The sequence below is a fragment of the Conexibacter sp. CPCC 205762 genome (assembly GCF_030646155.1).
Taxonomy (GTDB): Bacteria; Actinomycetota; Thermoleophilia; order Solirubrobacterales; family Solirubrobacteraceae; genus Conexibacter.
Window position 1 is genome coordinate 19950 of sequence record NZ_JAUTDN010000007.1, and the last position, 15299, is coordinate 35248.

At 74.6% G+C, this 15299-nt stretch carries 17 protein-coding genes; 5 read left to right on the forward strand and 12 right to left on the reverse strand.

Annotated elements, in window-relative coordinates; all coding sequences use genetic code 11:
- Window positions 1-2: 2 nt before the first annotated feature.
- Window positions 3-623, forward strand: a complete 621-nt coding sequence (locus tag Q7L73_RS08770) for a DedA family protein (protein WP_304688781.1) — start codon at window positions 3-5, stop codon at window positions 621-623.
- On the opposite strand, the gene Q7L73_RS08775 is transcribed toward Q7L73_RS08770, so the two are convergent.
- The 9 genes from Q7L73_RS08775 to Q7L73_RS08815 are packed head-to-tail and all read right to left on the reverse strand — an operon-like array spanning window position 620 to window position 8565.
- The gene (locus tag Q7L73_RS08775) at window positions 620-1498 is read right to left on the reverse strand and encodes an SMP-30/gluconolactonase/LRE family protein (RefSeq protein WP_304688783.1); all 879 of its coding nucleotides are present in this window, start codon (window positions 1496-1498) and stop codon (window positions 620-622) included. The two genes, Q7L73_RS08770 and Q7L73_RS08775, sit on opposite strands and share 4 nt — an antisense overlap.
- Complete coding sequence (locus Q7L73_RS08780) at window positions 1495-2112, reverse strand: bifunctional 4-hydroxy-2-oxoglutarate aldolase/2-dehydro-3-deoxy-phosphogluconate aldolase (RefSeq protein WP_304688785.1); 618 nt, start codon at window positions 2110-2112, stop codon at window positions 1495-1497. The genes Q7L73_RS08775 and Q7L73_RS08780 overlap by 4 nt, the downstream gene beginning before the upstream one ends.
- A 24-nt stretch (window positions 2113-2136) precedes the next feature.
- Complete coding sequence (locus tag Q7L73_RS08785; protein ID WP_304688787.1) at window positions 2137-3111, reverse strand: aldo/keto reductase; 975 nt, start codon at window positions 3109-3111, stop codon at window positions 2137-2139.
- Window positions 3108-3866, reverse strand: coding sequence for a creatininase family protein (locus Q7L73_RS08790; RefSeq protein WP_304688790.1), 759 nt, complete (start codon window positions 3864-3866; stop codon window positions 3108-3110). Before Q7L73_RS08790 ends, Q7L73_RS08785 begins: the two co-directional genes overlap by 4 nt.
- The gene (locus tag Q7L73_RS08795) at window positions 3863-4744 is read right to left on the reverse strand and encodes a RidA family protein (RefSeq protein WP_304688791.1); all 882 of its coding nucleotides are present in this window, start codon (window positions 4742-4744) and stop codon (window positions 3863-3865) included. Before Q7L73_RS08795 ends, Q7L73_RS08790 begins: the two co-directional genes overlap by 4 nt.
- Window positions 4741-5895 (reverse strand): mandelate racemase/muconate lactonizing enzyme family protein, encoded by a 1155-nt coding sequence (locus Q7L73_RS08800; RefSeq protein WP_304688792.1) that lies wholly within the window; start codon window positions 5893-5895, stop codon window positions 4741-4743. Before Q7L73_RS08800 ends, Q7L73_RS08795 begins: the two co-directional genes overlap by 4 nt.
- The gene (locus Q7L73_RS08805) at window positions 5892-6707 is read right to left on the reverse strand and encodes an SDR family NAD(P)-dependent oxidoreductase (protein ID WP_304688794.1); all 816 of its coding nucleotides are present in this window, start codon (window positions 6705-6707) and stop codon (window positions 5892-5894) included. Before Q7L73_RS08805 ends, Q7L73_RS08800 begins: the two co-directional genes overlap by 4 nt.
- Complete coding sequence (locus Q7L73_RS08810) at window positions 6704-7777, reverse strand: enolase C-terminal domain-like protein (protein WP_304688796.1); 1074 nt, start codon at window positions 7775-7777, stop codon at window positions 6704-6706. Before Q7L73_RS08810 ends, Q7L73_RS08805 begins: the two co-directional genes overlap by 4 nt.
- Entirely contained in the window at window positions 7774-8565 is a 792-nt protein-coding gene (locus tag Q7L73_RS08815; RefSeq protein ID WP_304688797.1) for a FadR/GntR family transcriptional regulator, read from the reverse strand. Before Q7L73_RS08815 ends, Q7L73_RS08810 begins: the two co-directional genes overlap by 4 nt.
- Window positions 8566-8760: 195 nt before the next feature.
- Here Q7L73_RS08815 and Q7L73_RS08820 point away from each other — a divergent pair, with 195 nt between their 5' ends.
- From Q7L73_RS08820 to Q7L73_RS08835, 4 genes are read left to right on the forward strand one after another with little or no spacing between them, the layout of a single operon-like run.
- Window positions 8761-10092: an ABC transporter substrate-binding protein gene (locus Q7L73_RS08820; protein WP_304688799.1), complete on the forward strand. Its 1332-nt coding sequence runs from the start codon at window positions 8761-8763 to the stop codon at window positions 10090-10092.
- 1 nt (window position 10093) lies between these two features.
- Window positions 10094-11032, forward strand: coding sequence for a carbohydrate ABC transporter permease (locus Q7L73_RS08825; protein WP_304688801.1), 939 nt, complete (start codon window positions 10094-10096; stop codon window positions 11030-11032).
- The gene (locus tag Q7L73_RS08830; protein WP_304688802.1) at window positions 11033-11902 is read left to right on the forward strand and encodes a carbohydrate ABC transporter permease; all 870 of its coding nucleotides are present in this window, start codon (window positions 11033-11035) and stop codon (window positions 11900-11902) included.
- Between the two features lie 3 nt (window positions 11903-11905).
- On the forward strand, window positions 11906-12670 hold the full coding sequence (locus Q7L73_RS08835; RefSeq protein WP_304688804.1) for an SDR family NAD(P)-dependent oxidoreductase: 765 nt from the start codon (window positions 11906-11908) through the stop codon (window positions 12668-12670).
- Window positions 12671-12696: 26 nt separating this feature from the next.
- On the opposite strand, the gene Q7L73_RS08840 is transcribed toward Q7L73_RS08835, so the two are convergent.
- The 3 genes from Q7L73_RS08840 to Q7L73_RS08850 are packed head-to-tail and all read right to left on the reverse strand — an operon-like array spanning window position 12697 to window position 15282.
- Window positions 12697-13374, reverse strand: coding sequence for a response regulator transcription factor (locus Q7L73_RS08840; protein WP_304688805.1), 678 nt, complete (start codon window positions 13372-13374; stop codon window positions 12697-12699).
- Entirely contained in the window at window positions 13371-14648 is a 1278-nt protein-coding gene (locus Q7L73_RS08845; RefSeq protein ID WP_304715529.1) for an ATP-binding protein, read from the reverse strand. Before Q7L73_RS08845 ends, Q7L73_RS08840 begins: the two co-directional genes overlap by 4 nt.
- Entirely contained in the window at window positions 14605-15282 is a 678-nt protein-coding gene (locus Q7L73_RS08850) for a PspC domain-containing protein (protein ID WP_304688809.1), read from the reverse strand. Before Q7L73_RS08850 ends, Q7L73_RS08845 begins: the two co-directional genes overlap by 44 nt.
- Between the last annotated feature and the right edge of the window lie 17 nt (window positions 15283-15299).

The window sequence follows — 15299 nt, forward strand, 5'->3', positions numbered from 1 at the left end:
GGGTGCTCGACAAGATCACCGACGCCGCGCGCGACGCGGTCACCACGCTCGGCTACCCCGGCATCTTCCTCGCGATGGTCGCCGAGAACGTCTTCCCGCCGATCCCCTCCGAGGTCGTCCTGCCGCTCGCCGGCTTCGAGGTCGACGCCGGCACGCTGAACTTCGTCCTCGTCGTGCTGGCGGCGACGCTCGGCTCGCTCGCGGGCGCGCTGATCCTCTACGCGATCGGCCTCTACGGCGGCCGCCCGGCGGTGCTCAAGTGGGGCTCGGTGCTGCGCGTCGGCGAGCAGGACCTCGACCGCGCCGAGCAGTGGTTCGACCGCTGGGGCGACTGGGTCGTGCTGGGCGCGCGCGTGATCCCGCTGGCGCGCTCGGTCGTCTCGATACCGGCCGGGATGATGCGCATGAGCCTGCTGCGCTTCTCGCTGCTGACGGCCGCCGGCTCGCTCGTCTGGAACATCGCGCTCGTCTTCGCCGGCAAGCAGCTCGGCGCCAACTGGGAGGACGTCACCGGCGCGATCGAGACGTACGCGCTGCCGCTCAGAATCGTGCTCGTGGCAGGGATCCTGGCCGGCGCCGTGTGGCTGCTGCGGCGCCGTCGCCGCACCGCCGAGACGGTCTAGGCGATCCGCGCCGGGGTCGGCGGCAGACCGGCGACCCCCGGGCGAGCGACCAGCAGCGATCCCGCCGCCGGCTCGGCGGCGAGCTGGGCGGCGTCGTAGCCGTGGCAGGAGGACGTGATCAGCAGGTCGCGGTCGTCGGCGCCGCCGAAGGCGCAGCTGGTCGGACGCAGCAGCGGCACCCGCAGCTCGTCCAGCAGCGCTCCGCCGGGGGTGTAGCAGCGGACCGCGCCGCCGTCCCAGAAGGCGACCCAGAGGTTGCCGTCGGCGTCGACCGCGAGCCCGTCCGGCTGTCCCGGCCGCGCGCTCGTGTCGAGCGCCGGCCCGGCGCTGCCGAGCAGCTCTCCGCGCAGCGGGTCGACGCGATGGCGCGCGATCGTCCGCCGCGGCGAGTCGGCGAGGTAGAGCGTCTCGCCGTCGGGCGACCAGCCGAGGCCGTTGGGGACGTCGAGCCCGTCGAGCACGCACGTCAGCAGGCCGTCGTCGCCGAGCCGCTGCAGCGTTCCGCCGCCCGGCGCCATGTCGCGCCGCGTCGCGCCGACCCACAGCCGCCCGCCGGGGTCGACCTTCGCGTCGTTGACGCGGACCGTCGCGGGGTCGGCGGCGAGCGCGGCGAGCGGGACGACCTCGCCGCTGCCGCGCGCGAGCCGCGCCACCCCGGCGCCGAGCGCGAGCAGCAGGTCGTCGCCGCCGGCGAGCGGGATCGCCGCGCCCGGCAGCGCGCCGACCGCGTACGCCGTCGAGCCGGTGGCGGTTGTCGCGTGGACGCGCTCGGCGAGCATGTCGACCCACAGCAGCTCGCCGCGCGCGGCGTCCCAGCAGGGGCCCTCGCCGAGCGCGGCCCGCGCCGCGTGGAAGACCTCGACGGCGCCGCTCACCGTACCGCCGCGAGCAGCTCGCTCGCGCGCTCTCCCGCCGTGGCGGGATCGGCCAGCAGCGGGCCGCCGACGCCGAGCGCGACCGCCCCGGCGGCGATCCAGGCGGGCGCCGTCGCGGCCGTGATGCCGCCGGTGGGCACCAGCGGCGCCTGCGGGAAGGGGCCGTGCAGCGCGGAGACGATCGACGGCTCGAACTGGTCGGAGGGGAACAGCTTGATCAGATCCGCGCCGAGCGCGAGCGCCTCGCCCAGCTCGCTCGCCGTCGCGACGCCGGCGACGACCGGCACGCCGTAGCGGTGGCCGCAGGCGATCGTCTCCGGCACCAGCGACGGCGTCACGAGGAAGCGCGCGCCGGCCAGCAGCGCCAGCCGCGCGCTGGCCGCGTCGAGCACCGTGCCGGCGCCGACGAGCGCGCCGGGACGCGCCCGCGCCAGCGCGGCGACGGCGTCGAGCGCGCCCGGCTGCGTCAGCGAGACCTCGATCACGTCGAGGCCGGCGTCGGCGACCGCGGTCCCGACCTCGGTCGCCGTGCGCGCGTCGCGGGCGCGCAGGATCGCGATCAGGCGCAGGCGCGCGATCCGTGCGCACGTCTCCCAGCGGTATCCGTCAGTCATCGGTCGCAGCTCTCCGTTCGTGGGTCATGCCGGCAGCGGCAGGCGCGCGTCGAGCAGCTCCTCGGCGCGCAGCTGCTGCCACAGCCCGGCCGGGATCGGCGCGGCCAGGTGGGCGACGTCGGCGCGCACCTCGGTCGCGCTGCGCATGCCGACGAGCACGCCGGCGACGGCGGGGTGGGCGAGCGGCAGCCGCAGCGCGGCGGCCGGCAGCGCGACGCCGTGCTCGGCGCAGATCGCGGCGATCCGGCGCGCCCGCGCCAGCACGCCGGCGGGCGCGGGCGCGTAGCCGAAGCGGGCGTCGTCGCCGGGGGCCGCCAGGATCCCGCTGTTGAAGACGCCCGCGGCGACGACCGCGACGCCGCGCGCGGCGGCCGCGTCGAGCGCGGCGAGGCCGTCGGCGTGCTCGAGCAGCGTGTACTGCCCCGCCAGCAGGACGCAGTCGACCTCGGCCTCGGCGAACAGCCGCGCCGGCGTCGCGGCGACGTTGGTGCCGACGCCGATCGCGCGCAGCAGCCCTTCGTCGCGCAGCTCGCAGAGCGCCGGCAGCGCCTCGTCGACGGCGCTGCGCCAGTGCGGCTCCGGATCGTGCAGGTAGACGACGTCGACGCGCTCGACGCCGAGCCGTCGCAGGCTCCCCTCCAGCGACCGTCGCACGCCGTCGCGCGAGAAGTCGGGCACGGCGGTGCGGGCGGGCGCGGCCGCGAACGTCGGGTCGATCGCGTCGCCGTCGCGGCGCGGGCGCAGCAGCCGGCCGACCTTCGTCGAGATCGTCACGGCCGGCGTCCGCAGCGCCGTCCCGAGCGCGGCGCCGAGCCGCTCCTCGGCGAGCCCCGAGCCGTACAGCGGCGCGACGTCGAAGCAGCGCACGCCGGCGGCGATCGCGGCCGCGACGGCGCTGTCGGCAGCGTCGTCGGGGAGCGGCTCGTAGAGGTTGCCGAGGGCGGCGGCGCCGAAGCCGAGCGGGCTGGCGGCGAAGGCCGCCGCCGGAAAGCGGCTCATGCCGCGCGCAGGTCCCCGAGCACGGCGGCGAGCGCGTCGCGGATCGCGGCGGAGGCGGCCGCTCCCAGCTCCGCGGTCGCGGCCCGCGGCTCGCCCATCACGCCGCTGGCGGCGATCTGCTCGAAGCTGCGCTGCAGGCGCGCGCGGCCGCCGCGCAGCATGTCGGCGTCGTCCCAGCCGAAGGCGGGGGCGCTCTCGCGCGCGGGGATCAGCTCGCGCCGCACCAGTTCGGGAGCGGCGTGCAGCAGCAGCGCCGTCTCCAGCTCGCATGCGTGGCCGACTCCGCCGGGGCCCGCGCTCGTCAGCGCCAGCAGCTCCGGGCCGGCGGCCTGCCACCACGCGGTCACGACGAGCCGGCGATCGGGCCAGCGTGCGCCGAGCCGCTCCAGCACGACGTTGGCGATCGCCGTGTTGCCGCCGTGGGCGACCAGCAGCACGAGCGAGCGGAAGCCCTGCTCCAGCACGGAGTCGGCGAGCTGCTCGACGTAGGCGCCGAAGGCGTCGTGGCCGACCGTCAGCGTGCCGGGGAAGGCGCTGTGGTGGGCGGAGACGCCGATCGCCACGGTCGGCAGCACGAGCAGCTCCTCGCCGAGCAGCGCGTCGAGCGAGCCGGCGACGTGGTCGGCGATCAGGCGGTCGGTCGCGAGCGGCAGGTGCGGGCCGTGCTGCTCGACCGCGGCGAGCGGCAGCAGCACCGGGACGGCCCGGTCGACCGCGCCGAGCCCGGCGCTGGTGAGCAGCTCCCAGCGGCTCACGCGACCACCGCCGCGGCGGCCCACAGCTCCACTTCGACGAGCAGTCCGGGCAGCAGCTGGCAGCCGATCGCGGTGCGGACCGGCAGCGGCGCGGGCATCAGCTCGCGGTAGACCTCGTTGAAGCTCTCCCACTCGGCGAGGTCGGTCAGGTAGACGTTGACCTTGAAGACGTCGGCGAGGTCGAGGCCGGCGGTCTGCAGCTGGGCGCGGCAGTTCTCCAGCGTCGCGCGCGCCTGCTCGCGCACCGTCGTGCCGATCAGCGCGCCGTCGGGCGCGATCGCCGCCTGGCCGCTGATCACGACCGTGCGGCGCGGGTCGACCTCGAGCACCGGCGAGTAGGGGCCGGCGGTGACGTGCTGGGCGGCGCCGGCGGGAACGCGCTTGGCGGGCGCGGGCGCGGGGCGCGGCGGCAGGAAGCCGACGAAGCCGACGATCCGCCAGCGCTCGTCGATCCGGCGGCAGAGGTAGATCGTCCGCCACGCGAGCGTCTCCACGTCCCCGTCCTGCAGCCGCAGCGGCCCGTCGAAGCGCTTGTGCACGAGCGCGCGGTCGCGCTCCAGCTCGATCCCGTCGAGGAAGGTCGCGGCGGCGAAGTCGGCCGCCGGGTCGAGCGCGCGGGCGACGTCCTGCGCGGCGCCGTGCAGCCACCGCTCGCGGTATTCCTCCAGGCCCGGATAGCCGAGCCGCCAGGCGTCGGGATCGGTCGACGCGGCGCCGTCGACGGCGATGAACGAGCCGCCGTCGAAGTCGTCGGCGACGCGCTCCCAGTCGGCCTCGACGTACGCCTCGATGTCGCGCCGCACGAGCATCTCCCAGATCTCCGCGCGGTCGGCGTCGGCGCCGTCCCAGGGGTTGCGCAGGTGGGCGAGCGAGGTCATCGGAACTCCTTGCGGGTGACGGTGCGGGCGTCGACCGCGGCGGCGTCGAGCGCGACGCCGAGGCCGGGTCCCTGCGGCAGCAGCGCGAACGGCGGCTCGATCCGCAGCGGCTCGGCGAGCAGGTCGTGGGAGCGGATCAGGCGGCCGAAGACGTCGCTCGGCCAGGTGCAGGAGCGGGCGGCAGCGCAGGCGTGCAGGTACGCCGCCTCGCAGACGCCGAGGTCGACCTCGGAGCCGTGGAAGAGCGGCAGGCCGGCGAGCGAGGCGACCGCGTCGGCGCGCGCGAAGTCCCACAGCCCGCCGTTGACGACGAGCCCGTCGACGGCGCGGTGCTGGACCGCGAGCGAGACGTCGGCGAGCCGCTGGCCGAGCTGCGGGTAGGGGACCGCGACGTGGCGCGCGATCGCGAGCGGGCTGGCGCGCCGCAGGTCGGCCCACGCGTCCCACGAGAAGGTGTGCGGGATCGGGTCCTCGATCAGCGCGACGTTGCCGACGGCGGCGAGCGCGTGGCAGCGGTCGAGCGCCATCCGCGGCGTCTCCCAGCGCTCGTTCGGGTCGAGCACGACCCGCATCGACGGCGCCGCCTCGGCGATCTCGCGGCACCAGCCGGCGACGTCGTCGTCGGCGTCGCACTTGAACTTGATCGTCGTGAAGCCCTGCGCGGCGTAGTCGGCGACGAGCGGACCGATGTCGCCTCGCAGGCGGTGCCCGCTCCAGGCGTTGACCTCGACGCGGTCGCGCAGCGCGCCGCCGAGCAGGTCGGCGAGCGGCATCCCGCGGTGGCGGGCGAGCGCGTCGGCGAGCGCGATCTCGAAGCCGTCGTACTCGCGTCCGTAGGCGAACGGCAGCCGCTGCAGCGCGTAGCCGGCCGCGTCGCTGCCGAGCAGCATCCGCGCCATCTCCTCGACGACCGGCCAGCGGTGGTCGCGGTACAGCTCGCCGAGGCCGACGGTGCCGTCGGCCAGCTCGAGCTCCAGCAGCAGCTTCGGGAGCGTGTCGAACTGGACCGACCAGCCGCCTCTGGCGCCGGTCGCGAGCTTGTGCAGCGGGCGGTCGACGCCCGCGCTCTGGAGCGCGATCGGGTTCGCGGGGACGACGACCTCGGTCGCGGTCAGCCGGACGATGCGGGTCGCTGCGTCGTGTCTGCTCATACCGGTGCGTCGCGGCGCGTCAACTGCGCGGTCATGCCGGCGTCGATCGCGAGCGACTGGCCGCTGACCCCGTGGGCGAGGTCCGACAGCAGGAAGCCGGCGGCCCAGCCGCAGTCGAGCGCGCCGATCGGCTCCGGCAGCGCCTGGTCGCGCTCGACGGTCCGTCTCGCCCACGCCGCGGCGTCTGCGGTGACGGCGGCGAGCAGCTCCAGCCCCTGCTCGGAGTGCACGTAGCCAGGGGCGATCGCGTTGACGCGGATCGCGTGCGGGCCGAGCTCGACCGCCATCCCGCGGGTCAGTCCCTCGACGGCGGCCTTGGCGCTGGCGTAGATCGCGTAGCGGTCCTCGGTCGCGCGCGCGTGGACGGACGAGACGTTGACGATCGCCCCGCGCCCGCCAGCCGCGATCAGCCGCCGCGCGAAGCCGCGCGAGACGGCCCAGACGCCGCGCACGTCGACATCGTGGACGCGGTCGAAGTCGCCGGCGTCGGCCTCGTGGGCGCGGCGGGTGAGGCCGACGCCGGCGTTGTTGACGAGCCCGTCGAGCGGGACGCCGGCCCGCTCCTGGGCGCTGTCGAGCATCCGCTCGACCGCGGCCGGGTCGCTGACGTCGCCGACGACGCCGATCGCGTCGGGCCAGCGCGCCAGCACCGGCTCCAGCTCGGCGTCGCCGAGCCCGTTCAGCACCAGCCGCGCGCCGAGCGCGGCGACCGCCGCGACGACGCCTGCGCCGACGCCGACGCCGGTCGCGCCGGTCACGAGCACCGTCCGTCCGGCGAGCAGCGCCGACGGTGCGACCGGCGGCTCGCTCACCGCGCGGCTCCGGCCGCTTCGGCGTCGAAGGCGAAGCCGAAGCCGGGCGCGTCGCTGGGCCGCACGAGGCCGTCGGGGCCGACGGCCGGGTCGGTCACGATCGGGTTGCCGTGCACGAGCGCCTCGTAGTAGGTGGTGTTCGGTATCGCGAGGCAGAGGTGAGCGTGGACGGCGCCGGGCCCGTGGACCTCGGCGCGCAGCCCGAACGACTCCGCCAGATGGGCGATCCGCAGCGCGCCGGTGACGCCGCCCTTGTAGAGCGCGCTCGTGCGCACGTAGGTCGCGCAGCCGGCGGCGATGAAGTCGGCCATGTTCATGTGCGCGCCGTCGGAGGTCTCGCCGACCAGCAGCGGCACGTCGACGCGCTCGGCCAGCCAGCGGTGCGCGGTCACGTTGAACTCGCGCATCGGCTCCTCGTACCAGAGGTAGCGCGCCTCCGACAGCGCCTCGCCGAGGAAGACGGCGTCGGGCAGGTCGAAGGCGGCCGAGCCGTCGTACATCAGCGGCACGTCGGGGCCGACGTGGGCGCGCAGCGCCTGGCAGAGGGCCGCGTCGCGGCGCGCGTCGCCCCAGGCGTGCAGCTTGATCGCGGTGAAGCCGCGGGCGAGGATCTGGTCGGCGACGTCGAGGTACTCCTCGGTCGTCGCGTAGGTGACGGTCGAGCCGTAGGCGGGGATCGCGTCGCGGAAGCCGCCGAGCAGGCGGTGGACCGGCTGGCCGGCGAGCTTGCCGGCGAGGTCCCACAGCGCGACGTCGACGAGCCCGAGCGCGTAGATCGGGAACTCCTCGATCCGGTCCAGCTCCCACAGGCGGTGCCAGAGGTACTCGCGCGCGAGCGCGTCCTGGCCGACCAGCTCGTCGCGCAGCCGCCGCTCGACGAGGTCGCGCACGATCACGCCGCGCGCGGTCGGGACCTCGCCGCAGGCGCCGTCGCGGGTGCGGATCCGCAGCACGCCGCCGGTGACGGCGCCGTCGGAGCCGGGCAGGCCGTCGCGCCAGCGGAACGGCGCCGGCGCCGGCAGCTCGCGCAGCTCGAACTCGACGGCGACGATCGTCGTGTCGGCGCTCATCGGCCGCCCGCCTCGCCGGGCTCGCTGAAGAGCCGCCGGCGGATCGTGTCCTGGTAGTCCTCGAGCGTGTGCTCGATGTGGGCGGCCATCGCGCGCTCGGCGCCGTCGCCGTCGCCGGCCGAGATCGCGGCGGTGATCGCGGCGTGCTCGGCGGCGCCGTCGGCGAGCGAGTTGCTGCCGGCGCCGGCGAGGCCGATCGTCGCGACCTGCCACGTCAGCTCCTGGATGCGGCTGATCGTGCGCTCCTGGAAGACGTTGTTGGCGGCCTTCGCGAGCAGCCGGTGGTAGCGCTCGTCGGCGCGGTTGAAGGTCTCGTGGTCCTCGGCCGCGGCCGCCGTCGTCAGCTCGGCGGAGAGCGTCTGCAGCTCGTGCAGCTGCTGCGGCGTCGCGCGCGCCGCCGCCATCCGCGCGGTGTGGCACTCGAGCGTCTCGCGGAACTCGAACAGCATGTGCACCTGCTGCAGGTCCGCCGGCATGAAGAGGCCGAACGCCTCGTCGGTGAGCAGGTTGCCGGGTCTGCCGACGTAGATGCCGGCGCCCTTGCGGACTCGCAGCCGCCCCATCGCGGAGAGGATCTTGACCGCCTCCCGCGTGACCGAGCGGCTCGTGTCGATCAGCTCCGACAGCTGCTTCTCGGTCGGCAGCCGGTCGCCGGAGGCGAGGCCGTTGGCGGCGACGTACTCGAGGATCCGCTCGGCGGCGATCTCGTAGCCCGGCCGGTAGCCGGCGTCCTCGTCCGCCGCGGTGACGGGCTCGGGTGGGTGGCTGCTGGCAAGGGGTTCTGTCATGACGGCGGAGACTGTTTCAGATTCATTTCTGCGATGCAAGGGTGAAATGACAAGATGAATCAGACTCTTGACGGAGTAACGGTGACTTTGCCACACTGCGGCGGCGCCTGGGTCTGAGTCTTCTCGGTCCAGAGCGTAAATGAATCTGATCTATTTTCGCTCCGGGGTCGCCGGAGCGTCACCAGGAGAGGCCAGATGGGACAGATCAGGCGTGTCACCGCCGGAGCGCTGCTGACGGTCGCGAGCGCGCTCGCGCTCGCCGCGTGCGGCAGCTCGGACTCCGGCAGCAGCACGAGCACGAGCGCGAACAGCGCCGCGACGAGCGGTGGCGGACAGCTGACCGTATGGGCCGACGCCACCCGCGTCGAGCAGGTGCGCGCCTACGCGAGAGCCCACCCGCAGGCCGACCTCAAGATCGTCACGATCCCGGCCGACGCCGGCTACGTCTCGACGAAGGTCCAGCTCGCCAACCGCACCCGCAAGGGCTGGCCCGACGTCGTCTTCCTCGCGACGCCGTCGGAGATCTCGGCGCTGCAGGGTCCGCCCTACAACTACGCCGCGCCGCTCGACGACGTGATCGGCCAGGACGTGCGCGACGGCTTCGCGCCCAGCACGATCACGAACTGCACCTTCGGCGGCAGAGTCGTCTGCATCCAGAACGACCTCGCGCAGACGGTGCTGTGGTACGACGCGCCGCTGATGAGAAGACTCGGCTACGACGTCCCGAGAACGTGGGACGAGTACGCCGCGCTCGGCGAGCGGGTCGCCAGAGAGCATCCGGGCATGGTCGTCGGCGCCTTCGGCGACCACATGATGGAGCAGGTCTTCTACGGCTCCAGCGGTTGTCCGATCAAGCAGACGACGGGCGCCGACAGCGTCCGCATCGACCTCCACGCCGACGAGTGCACGCGCGTCAACGAGCTGCTGCAGCCGCTGATCGACAACAGATCGGTCTCGCTCTCCGGCCTCTTCGACCCCGAGTTCACGAGACTGATGAGAAGCGAGCAGGTGCTGATGCTGCCGATGGCGTCGTGGATGGGCGACTTCGGCTTCAAGGCGCTGAGATTCCCGGCCGGCAGACTGACCGCGACGACGATGCCGACGTGGCCCGGCGAGGACGTGCCCTACGCCGGCACGGTCGGCGGCGGCGTCTGGGCGATCTCCCAGCACACCGGCGACAAGGTCGCCGCCGGCAGACTCGTCGAATGGCTGACGACCGACACGAGACTGCAGCAGGGCCTGACGACCTACCCGGCGTTCGAGGCCGCCGCCGACGCGTGGGCGAGAGCGAAGGCCGACGACGACTACTACGCCGCCGACCCGGTGCCGGCGATGCAGGAGGAGGCCGGCAAGATCCGCGAGAACTGGAACTACGTCAGATACGAGGCGGCCTGGCAGCCGTCGTTCGCGGAGATCGTTGTCGCCGGCCTGAAGAAGGGCGACAAGCTGGAGGCGCTGATGGACCCGTGGCAGGACCGTCTCGTCGAGGCGGCTCAGACGGCCGGCTACAGCGTCGAGCAGCAGTGAGATGAGCGACGCCGTCGCGACCCGCAGGCGCATCCTGCCGACCCGCGCGTCGCGGCGGCGTTCGCGCCTGGCGCCGTACCTGTTCGTCGCGCCGTACGCGGTCTTCCTGATCGCGTTCGGCGTGGCGCCCGCGCTCTACGCGCTGTGGATGTCGTTCCGCCGCAACTCCGACACGGGGCTCGGCACGACCTTCGACGGCCTCGGCCGCTGGAGAGCCGTGCTCGACGACTCGCGGCTGCCCGACGCCGCCTCCCACGTCGGCACCTACCTGCTCGTGTGGCTGCCGACGATGCTGGTCGTGATCGTCGTGCTGGCGCTGCTGGCGCACGCCCGCCGCGGCCGCTTCTCGACCGCGATGCGCTTCGCCTGGTACCTGCCCGGCGCGGTCACCGGATCGGCCGCGGCGCTGCTGTGGCTGTTCATGATCAGCCCGGCGCTGAGCCCCTTCGGGCCGCTGCTCGACCTGCTCGGGATCGAGACCGCGACCGACGCGCTGACGCCGTCGCGGCTGCCGCTCGTGCTGGCGCTGATCGCGACGGCGGTCACCGCCGGCGGCTGGATCGTCGTCCTCTACGGCGCGATGTCGGCGCTCCCGGGCGAGGTCTTCGACGCCGCCCGGGTCGACGGCGCCAACGCCTGGCAGCTGGCGACGCGGATCAAGCTGCCGATGGTGCGCAAGTACCTCGCGCTCGCGCTCGTCTCCTGCTTCGCCTACGGCACGCAGGTGTTCGTCGAGCCGCAGGTGCTCGGCTCGGCCTTCAGCGGGCAGATCAGCCCGACCTGGTCGGTCAACCAGCTCGGCTACTTCTACGCCACCCAGCAGGGCGACTTCGGCATGGCCGCCGCGCTCTCGCTGATGCTGCTGGCGGTCGGGCTCACGGTCGCGCTCGTGATCGTCTTCCGCACGAAGCTGTACGCGACCGATGCGACGGAGCGCTAGATGCTGCCGCTGACAGGACGCACCGGCCGCATCGTCGTGATGCTCGCGACGGCCTTCCTCTTCGGCGGGCCGCTCGTCTGGCTCGCGCTCGCGCCGACGAAGACCAACGAGCAGCTCAGCGGCGACTTCCCGCTCTCGTTCGGCTCGTTCTCCCAGGTCGGGACGACGTGGGACAACCTGATGACGTTCAACGACGGGCAGATCCTCGTCTGGCTGCAGAACTCGGTGCTGTACTCGGCCGCGTCGGTCGCGCTGGCGATCGTGCTCTGCCTGCCGGCCGGGTACGCGCTCGCGACCTACCGCTTCCCGGGTCGCAAGCTGCTGCTGACGCTGACGCTGCTGACGATGATCGTGCCGCAGGCGGCGCTCGTGCTGCCGCTGTTCCTGGAGATGGCGCAGCTGCGGCTGATCGACACGGCGTGGGCGGTGATCCTGCCGAGCGGGCTGTTCCCGTTCGGCGTCTACCTCGCCTACCTCCACTACGCCGCGGCGCTGCCGCCGTCGCTGCTCGACGCCGGTCGCATCGACGGCGCCAGCGAGTGGGAGCTGTTCCGCCGCATCGCGCTGCCGCTGTCGAAGCCGGCGGTCGCGCTGATCGGCTTCTTCAGCTTCACCGCCGTCTGGAACAACTACTTCCTGCCGTTCATCATGCTGAGCGACGACAGCCGCTACACGCTCCAGATCGGCCTCCAGACGCTGCTCAGCTCGACGCCGGCGATCAATCCGGCGCGCGGTCTCGGCGACCTCCCGATCCAGGCGCCCGAGGCCGCGCTGGCGGCGCTGCTGACGGCGGCGCCGGTGCTCGTCGTGTTCCTCTTCTCCCAACGCTTCCTCGTCGCGGGTCAGCTCGCCGGCGCGGAGAAAGGCTGAGCGATGGCGCTCGCAGAACGACTCGCCGGGCGGACGATCGCGGTCACCGGCGCCGGCTCCGGGATCGGCCGCGCGATCGCGCTGCGGCTCGTCTCCGAGGGCGCGCGCGTGCTCGCCGCCGACCGTGACGTCGCGGCTGCCGAGGCGACCGCGGCGCTCGCGCCCGGCGGCGCCGTCACCGCCTGCGCGACCGACGTCACCGACGAGCGCGACGTGCGCGAGATGGTCGCCCGGGCGGTCGCGCTCGGCGGCTTCGCCGGGCTCGTCAACAACGCCGGCGTCGGCGTCGCCGGGACCGCGCCGGAGACGACCGTCGAGCAGCTCGACGCGGTGCTCGCCGTGAGCGTCCGCGGCACCTTTCTCGGGATCGCGGCGGCGGTCCCGGCGCTCGTCGCGGGCGGCGGCGGCGCGATCGTCAACGTCTCCTCGATCGCGGCGCTCGTGGGGATCCCGGATCGCGCCGCCTACAGCGCGGCCAAGGGCGCGGTGCTGGCGTTGACGCGCGCCGCCGCGATCGACCACGTCGGCGCCGGGGTGCGCGTCAACTGCATCGTCCCCGGCACCGTCGAGACCCCCTGGATCGAGCGGATCACCGCTGGCGCGGAGGATCCCGCGGCGGCGCAGGCCGCGATGCAGGCGCGTCAGCCGCACGGCCGCTTCGTGCAGCCGCAGGAGATCGCGGCGATGGCCGCCTACCTGCTCAGCGACGAGGCGGCGTCGGTCGTCGGCGCGGCGATGGTCGTCGACGGAGGCATGACGGCGCGGTGACGAGCGGCGGCGCGGGTTGAGCCGCGCTAGATCATCCGCCGCTGGGCTGCCCAGCGCGTCAGCTCGGCGCGGTTGGACAGCTGCAGCTTGCGCAGCACATTGGAGACGTGCGACTCGACCGTCTTGACGGAGATGTGGAGTCTCGCGCCGATCTCCTTGTAGAGATAGCCGCGCGCGATCAGCAGCAGCACGTCCTGCTCGCGCGCGGTCAGCTGGTCCAGCTCCGGGTCGGCGGCGCCGATCGTCGCCGGCGCGCCCCTGGCGCCGTCGCCGGCCTCGCCGCCGCCGAAGGCGTCGAGCACGAAGCCGGCCAGCCACGGCGAGAAGACGGCGTCGCCGTCGGCGATCTTGTGGATCGCGTCGACCAGCTCGTCGGGCGCGATCGACTTCGTCACGTAGCCGCGCGCGCCGGCGCGGATCACGGCGACGACGTCCTCGGCCGCGTCGGAGACCGACAGCGCGAGGAAGCGCACGCCCGGCCGCTCGGCGTGGACGGCCGGGATGACCGCCTGGCCGCCGCCGTCGGGCAGGTGGACGTCGAGCAGCACGACGTCGGGGTCGAGCGCGCGGATCGTCCCGATCGCCTCCTCGACCGTGCCGGCCTCGCCGACGACCTCGATCGTCGGGCCGAGCCCGGCCTTGAGGCCGGCGCGGAAGATCGCGTGGTCGTCGACGAGCACGACCTTGCGCAGCGGCAGGTTCACGGGCGGGCCTCCGGGGCGGGCGCGCTCGGCGGAGCGGGCGCGGCGGGCAGACCGGCGCGCGGCAGCGTCAGCTCGATCTCGGTCCCTTCGCCGACCACGCTGTGAATCGTCGCATGCCCGCGGTGGCGGGCCATGCGCGCCTCGATCGACTCGCGCAGGCCGCGCCGGTCGGGCGCGACGAGCGCGCGCTCGAAGCCGCTGCCGCGGTCGCGCACGAACACCGACGCCTCGCGCTCGCCGACGCGCGCCAGCACCGACACCTCGCTGACGCCGGCGTGCTTGGCGGCGTTCGTGATCGCCTCGCGCGCCGCCATCGCGAGCGCCTCCAGGTCGGGGTCCAGCGGCGCGTCGCGCGGCTGCACCAGCCTCACGCCGACGCCGTAGTTGGCCTCGACCTCCTGCGCGGCGTGGCGCAGCGCGGCGGCGAAGGTCGCGGGCGCGTCGGCGTCCTCCCTGCCGTACAGCCAGGCGCGCAGCTCGCGCTCCTGCTGGCGCGCGAGCAGCTGCGCCCTTCGCGCGTCGGGCTCGCGCTGGATCAGCGCCAGCGTCTGCAGGACCGAGTCGTGCAGCCGCGCGGCGACGCGCTCGCGCTCCTCCGTCTGGATCCGCTCGCGCCGCTCCGCCTCGGCCTCGATCCGCGCCTGCCGCAGCCGCGGGCCGACCAGCAGGCCGATCCCGGCGGCCGCGACGGAGGCGGCGATCGCGGCGCTGACGAGCGCGGTCGCGTCGGCGCCGAGGCGCAGGAACAGCAGCGCGCCGAGCGCGACCAGCACGAGGCCGCCGACGGTGCGGGCGGCGTCTCTGGTGTCGAGCAGCGGGCCGGCCGGCGTCGGGATCGACTGCTGCGGGTTGGCCTGGCGCCAGATCAGCGCGAGGCCGCCGAGCAGCAGCACGCCGGGGCCGAGCACGTCGAGCGGCAGCAGGATGCCGGTGCTCGACAGCACCGCCGAGCCGACGAGGATCAGCAGCAGCAGGCCGGCCGCCTCCTGCGCGCGGGCGCGGTAGGGGCGGCGGGGCGCGTCCAACGGCGGGGCCGGCAGCAGCAGCGCGGCGGCGAGGTAGACGGCGATCCCGATGCCGCCGGCCGCGGTCGCGACCGCGAACGCGAGCCGCACGACCACGGGATCGACGCCGAGCCCCTGCCCGATCCCGCCGCAGACGCCGAGCAGCACGCGATGCTCGGCGCTGCGCGCGAGCGGGCGGTGCGCCGGCGCGGGCGCCGGCAGTGCGTCAGTCACCGCGTCTGAGGCGGGCGAGGAATCGGCCTGGGCCACGCTGAGACGGTACCGCCGGCACGTCGTGGACGACGGTCGTGGCGGTGCCGTCGACCACGTCGCCGCTCGTCGGCGTGGATGCGGGCGGGGGCGTCGGCGCCGGCGCGGCGGCGGGCGCGGCCGGCGGCGGCGTCATCGGCGCGGGCGGGGTCGGTGCAGCGGACGCGGGCGCGGCAGGCGCGGGCGGCGCCCCCGGGGCGCTCGCCCCGGAGACGTCCGGCGCCGCGTGCTTGCGATCGCGCAAGGTCAGCCAGACGATCGCGATCCCGGCGAACGGCAGCGCGCTGGAGTCGAGCGCGGGCCACACCAGCTCCTCCGGCTGCAGCCGCGAGACGATCAGCAGCAGCCCGGCGAACAGCACGAACGACCAGCCGAGGACCTGCTCGCGGCCGTCGTCGGGGCGGCCGCCGAGCAGCACGCGGCCGTCGTCGCGCGGCATGATCAGCGCGAGCGCCGTGTAGGCGATCACGAGCAGCGGGAAGGCGAGCGCGCCGGCCAGCACCGCGGCCGAGCGCACGACCAGCGGCCGCAGCTCGAAGCTGCGCGCGATGCCGGCGCAGACGCCGAGCAGGATCTGGTCGTCGGCGCGGCGGCGCAGCAGCGGCCGCGTCGGCACGGAGGCGTCGGGGTTCATGCGGAGGCTCCTTGCTG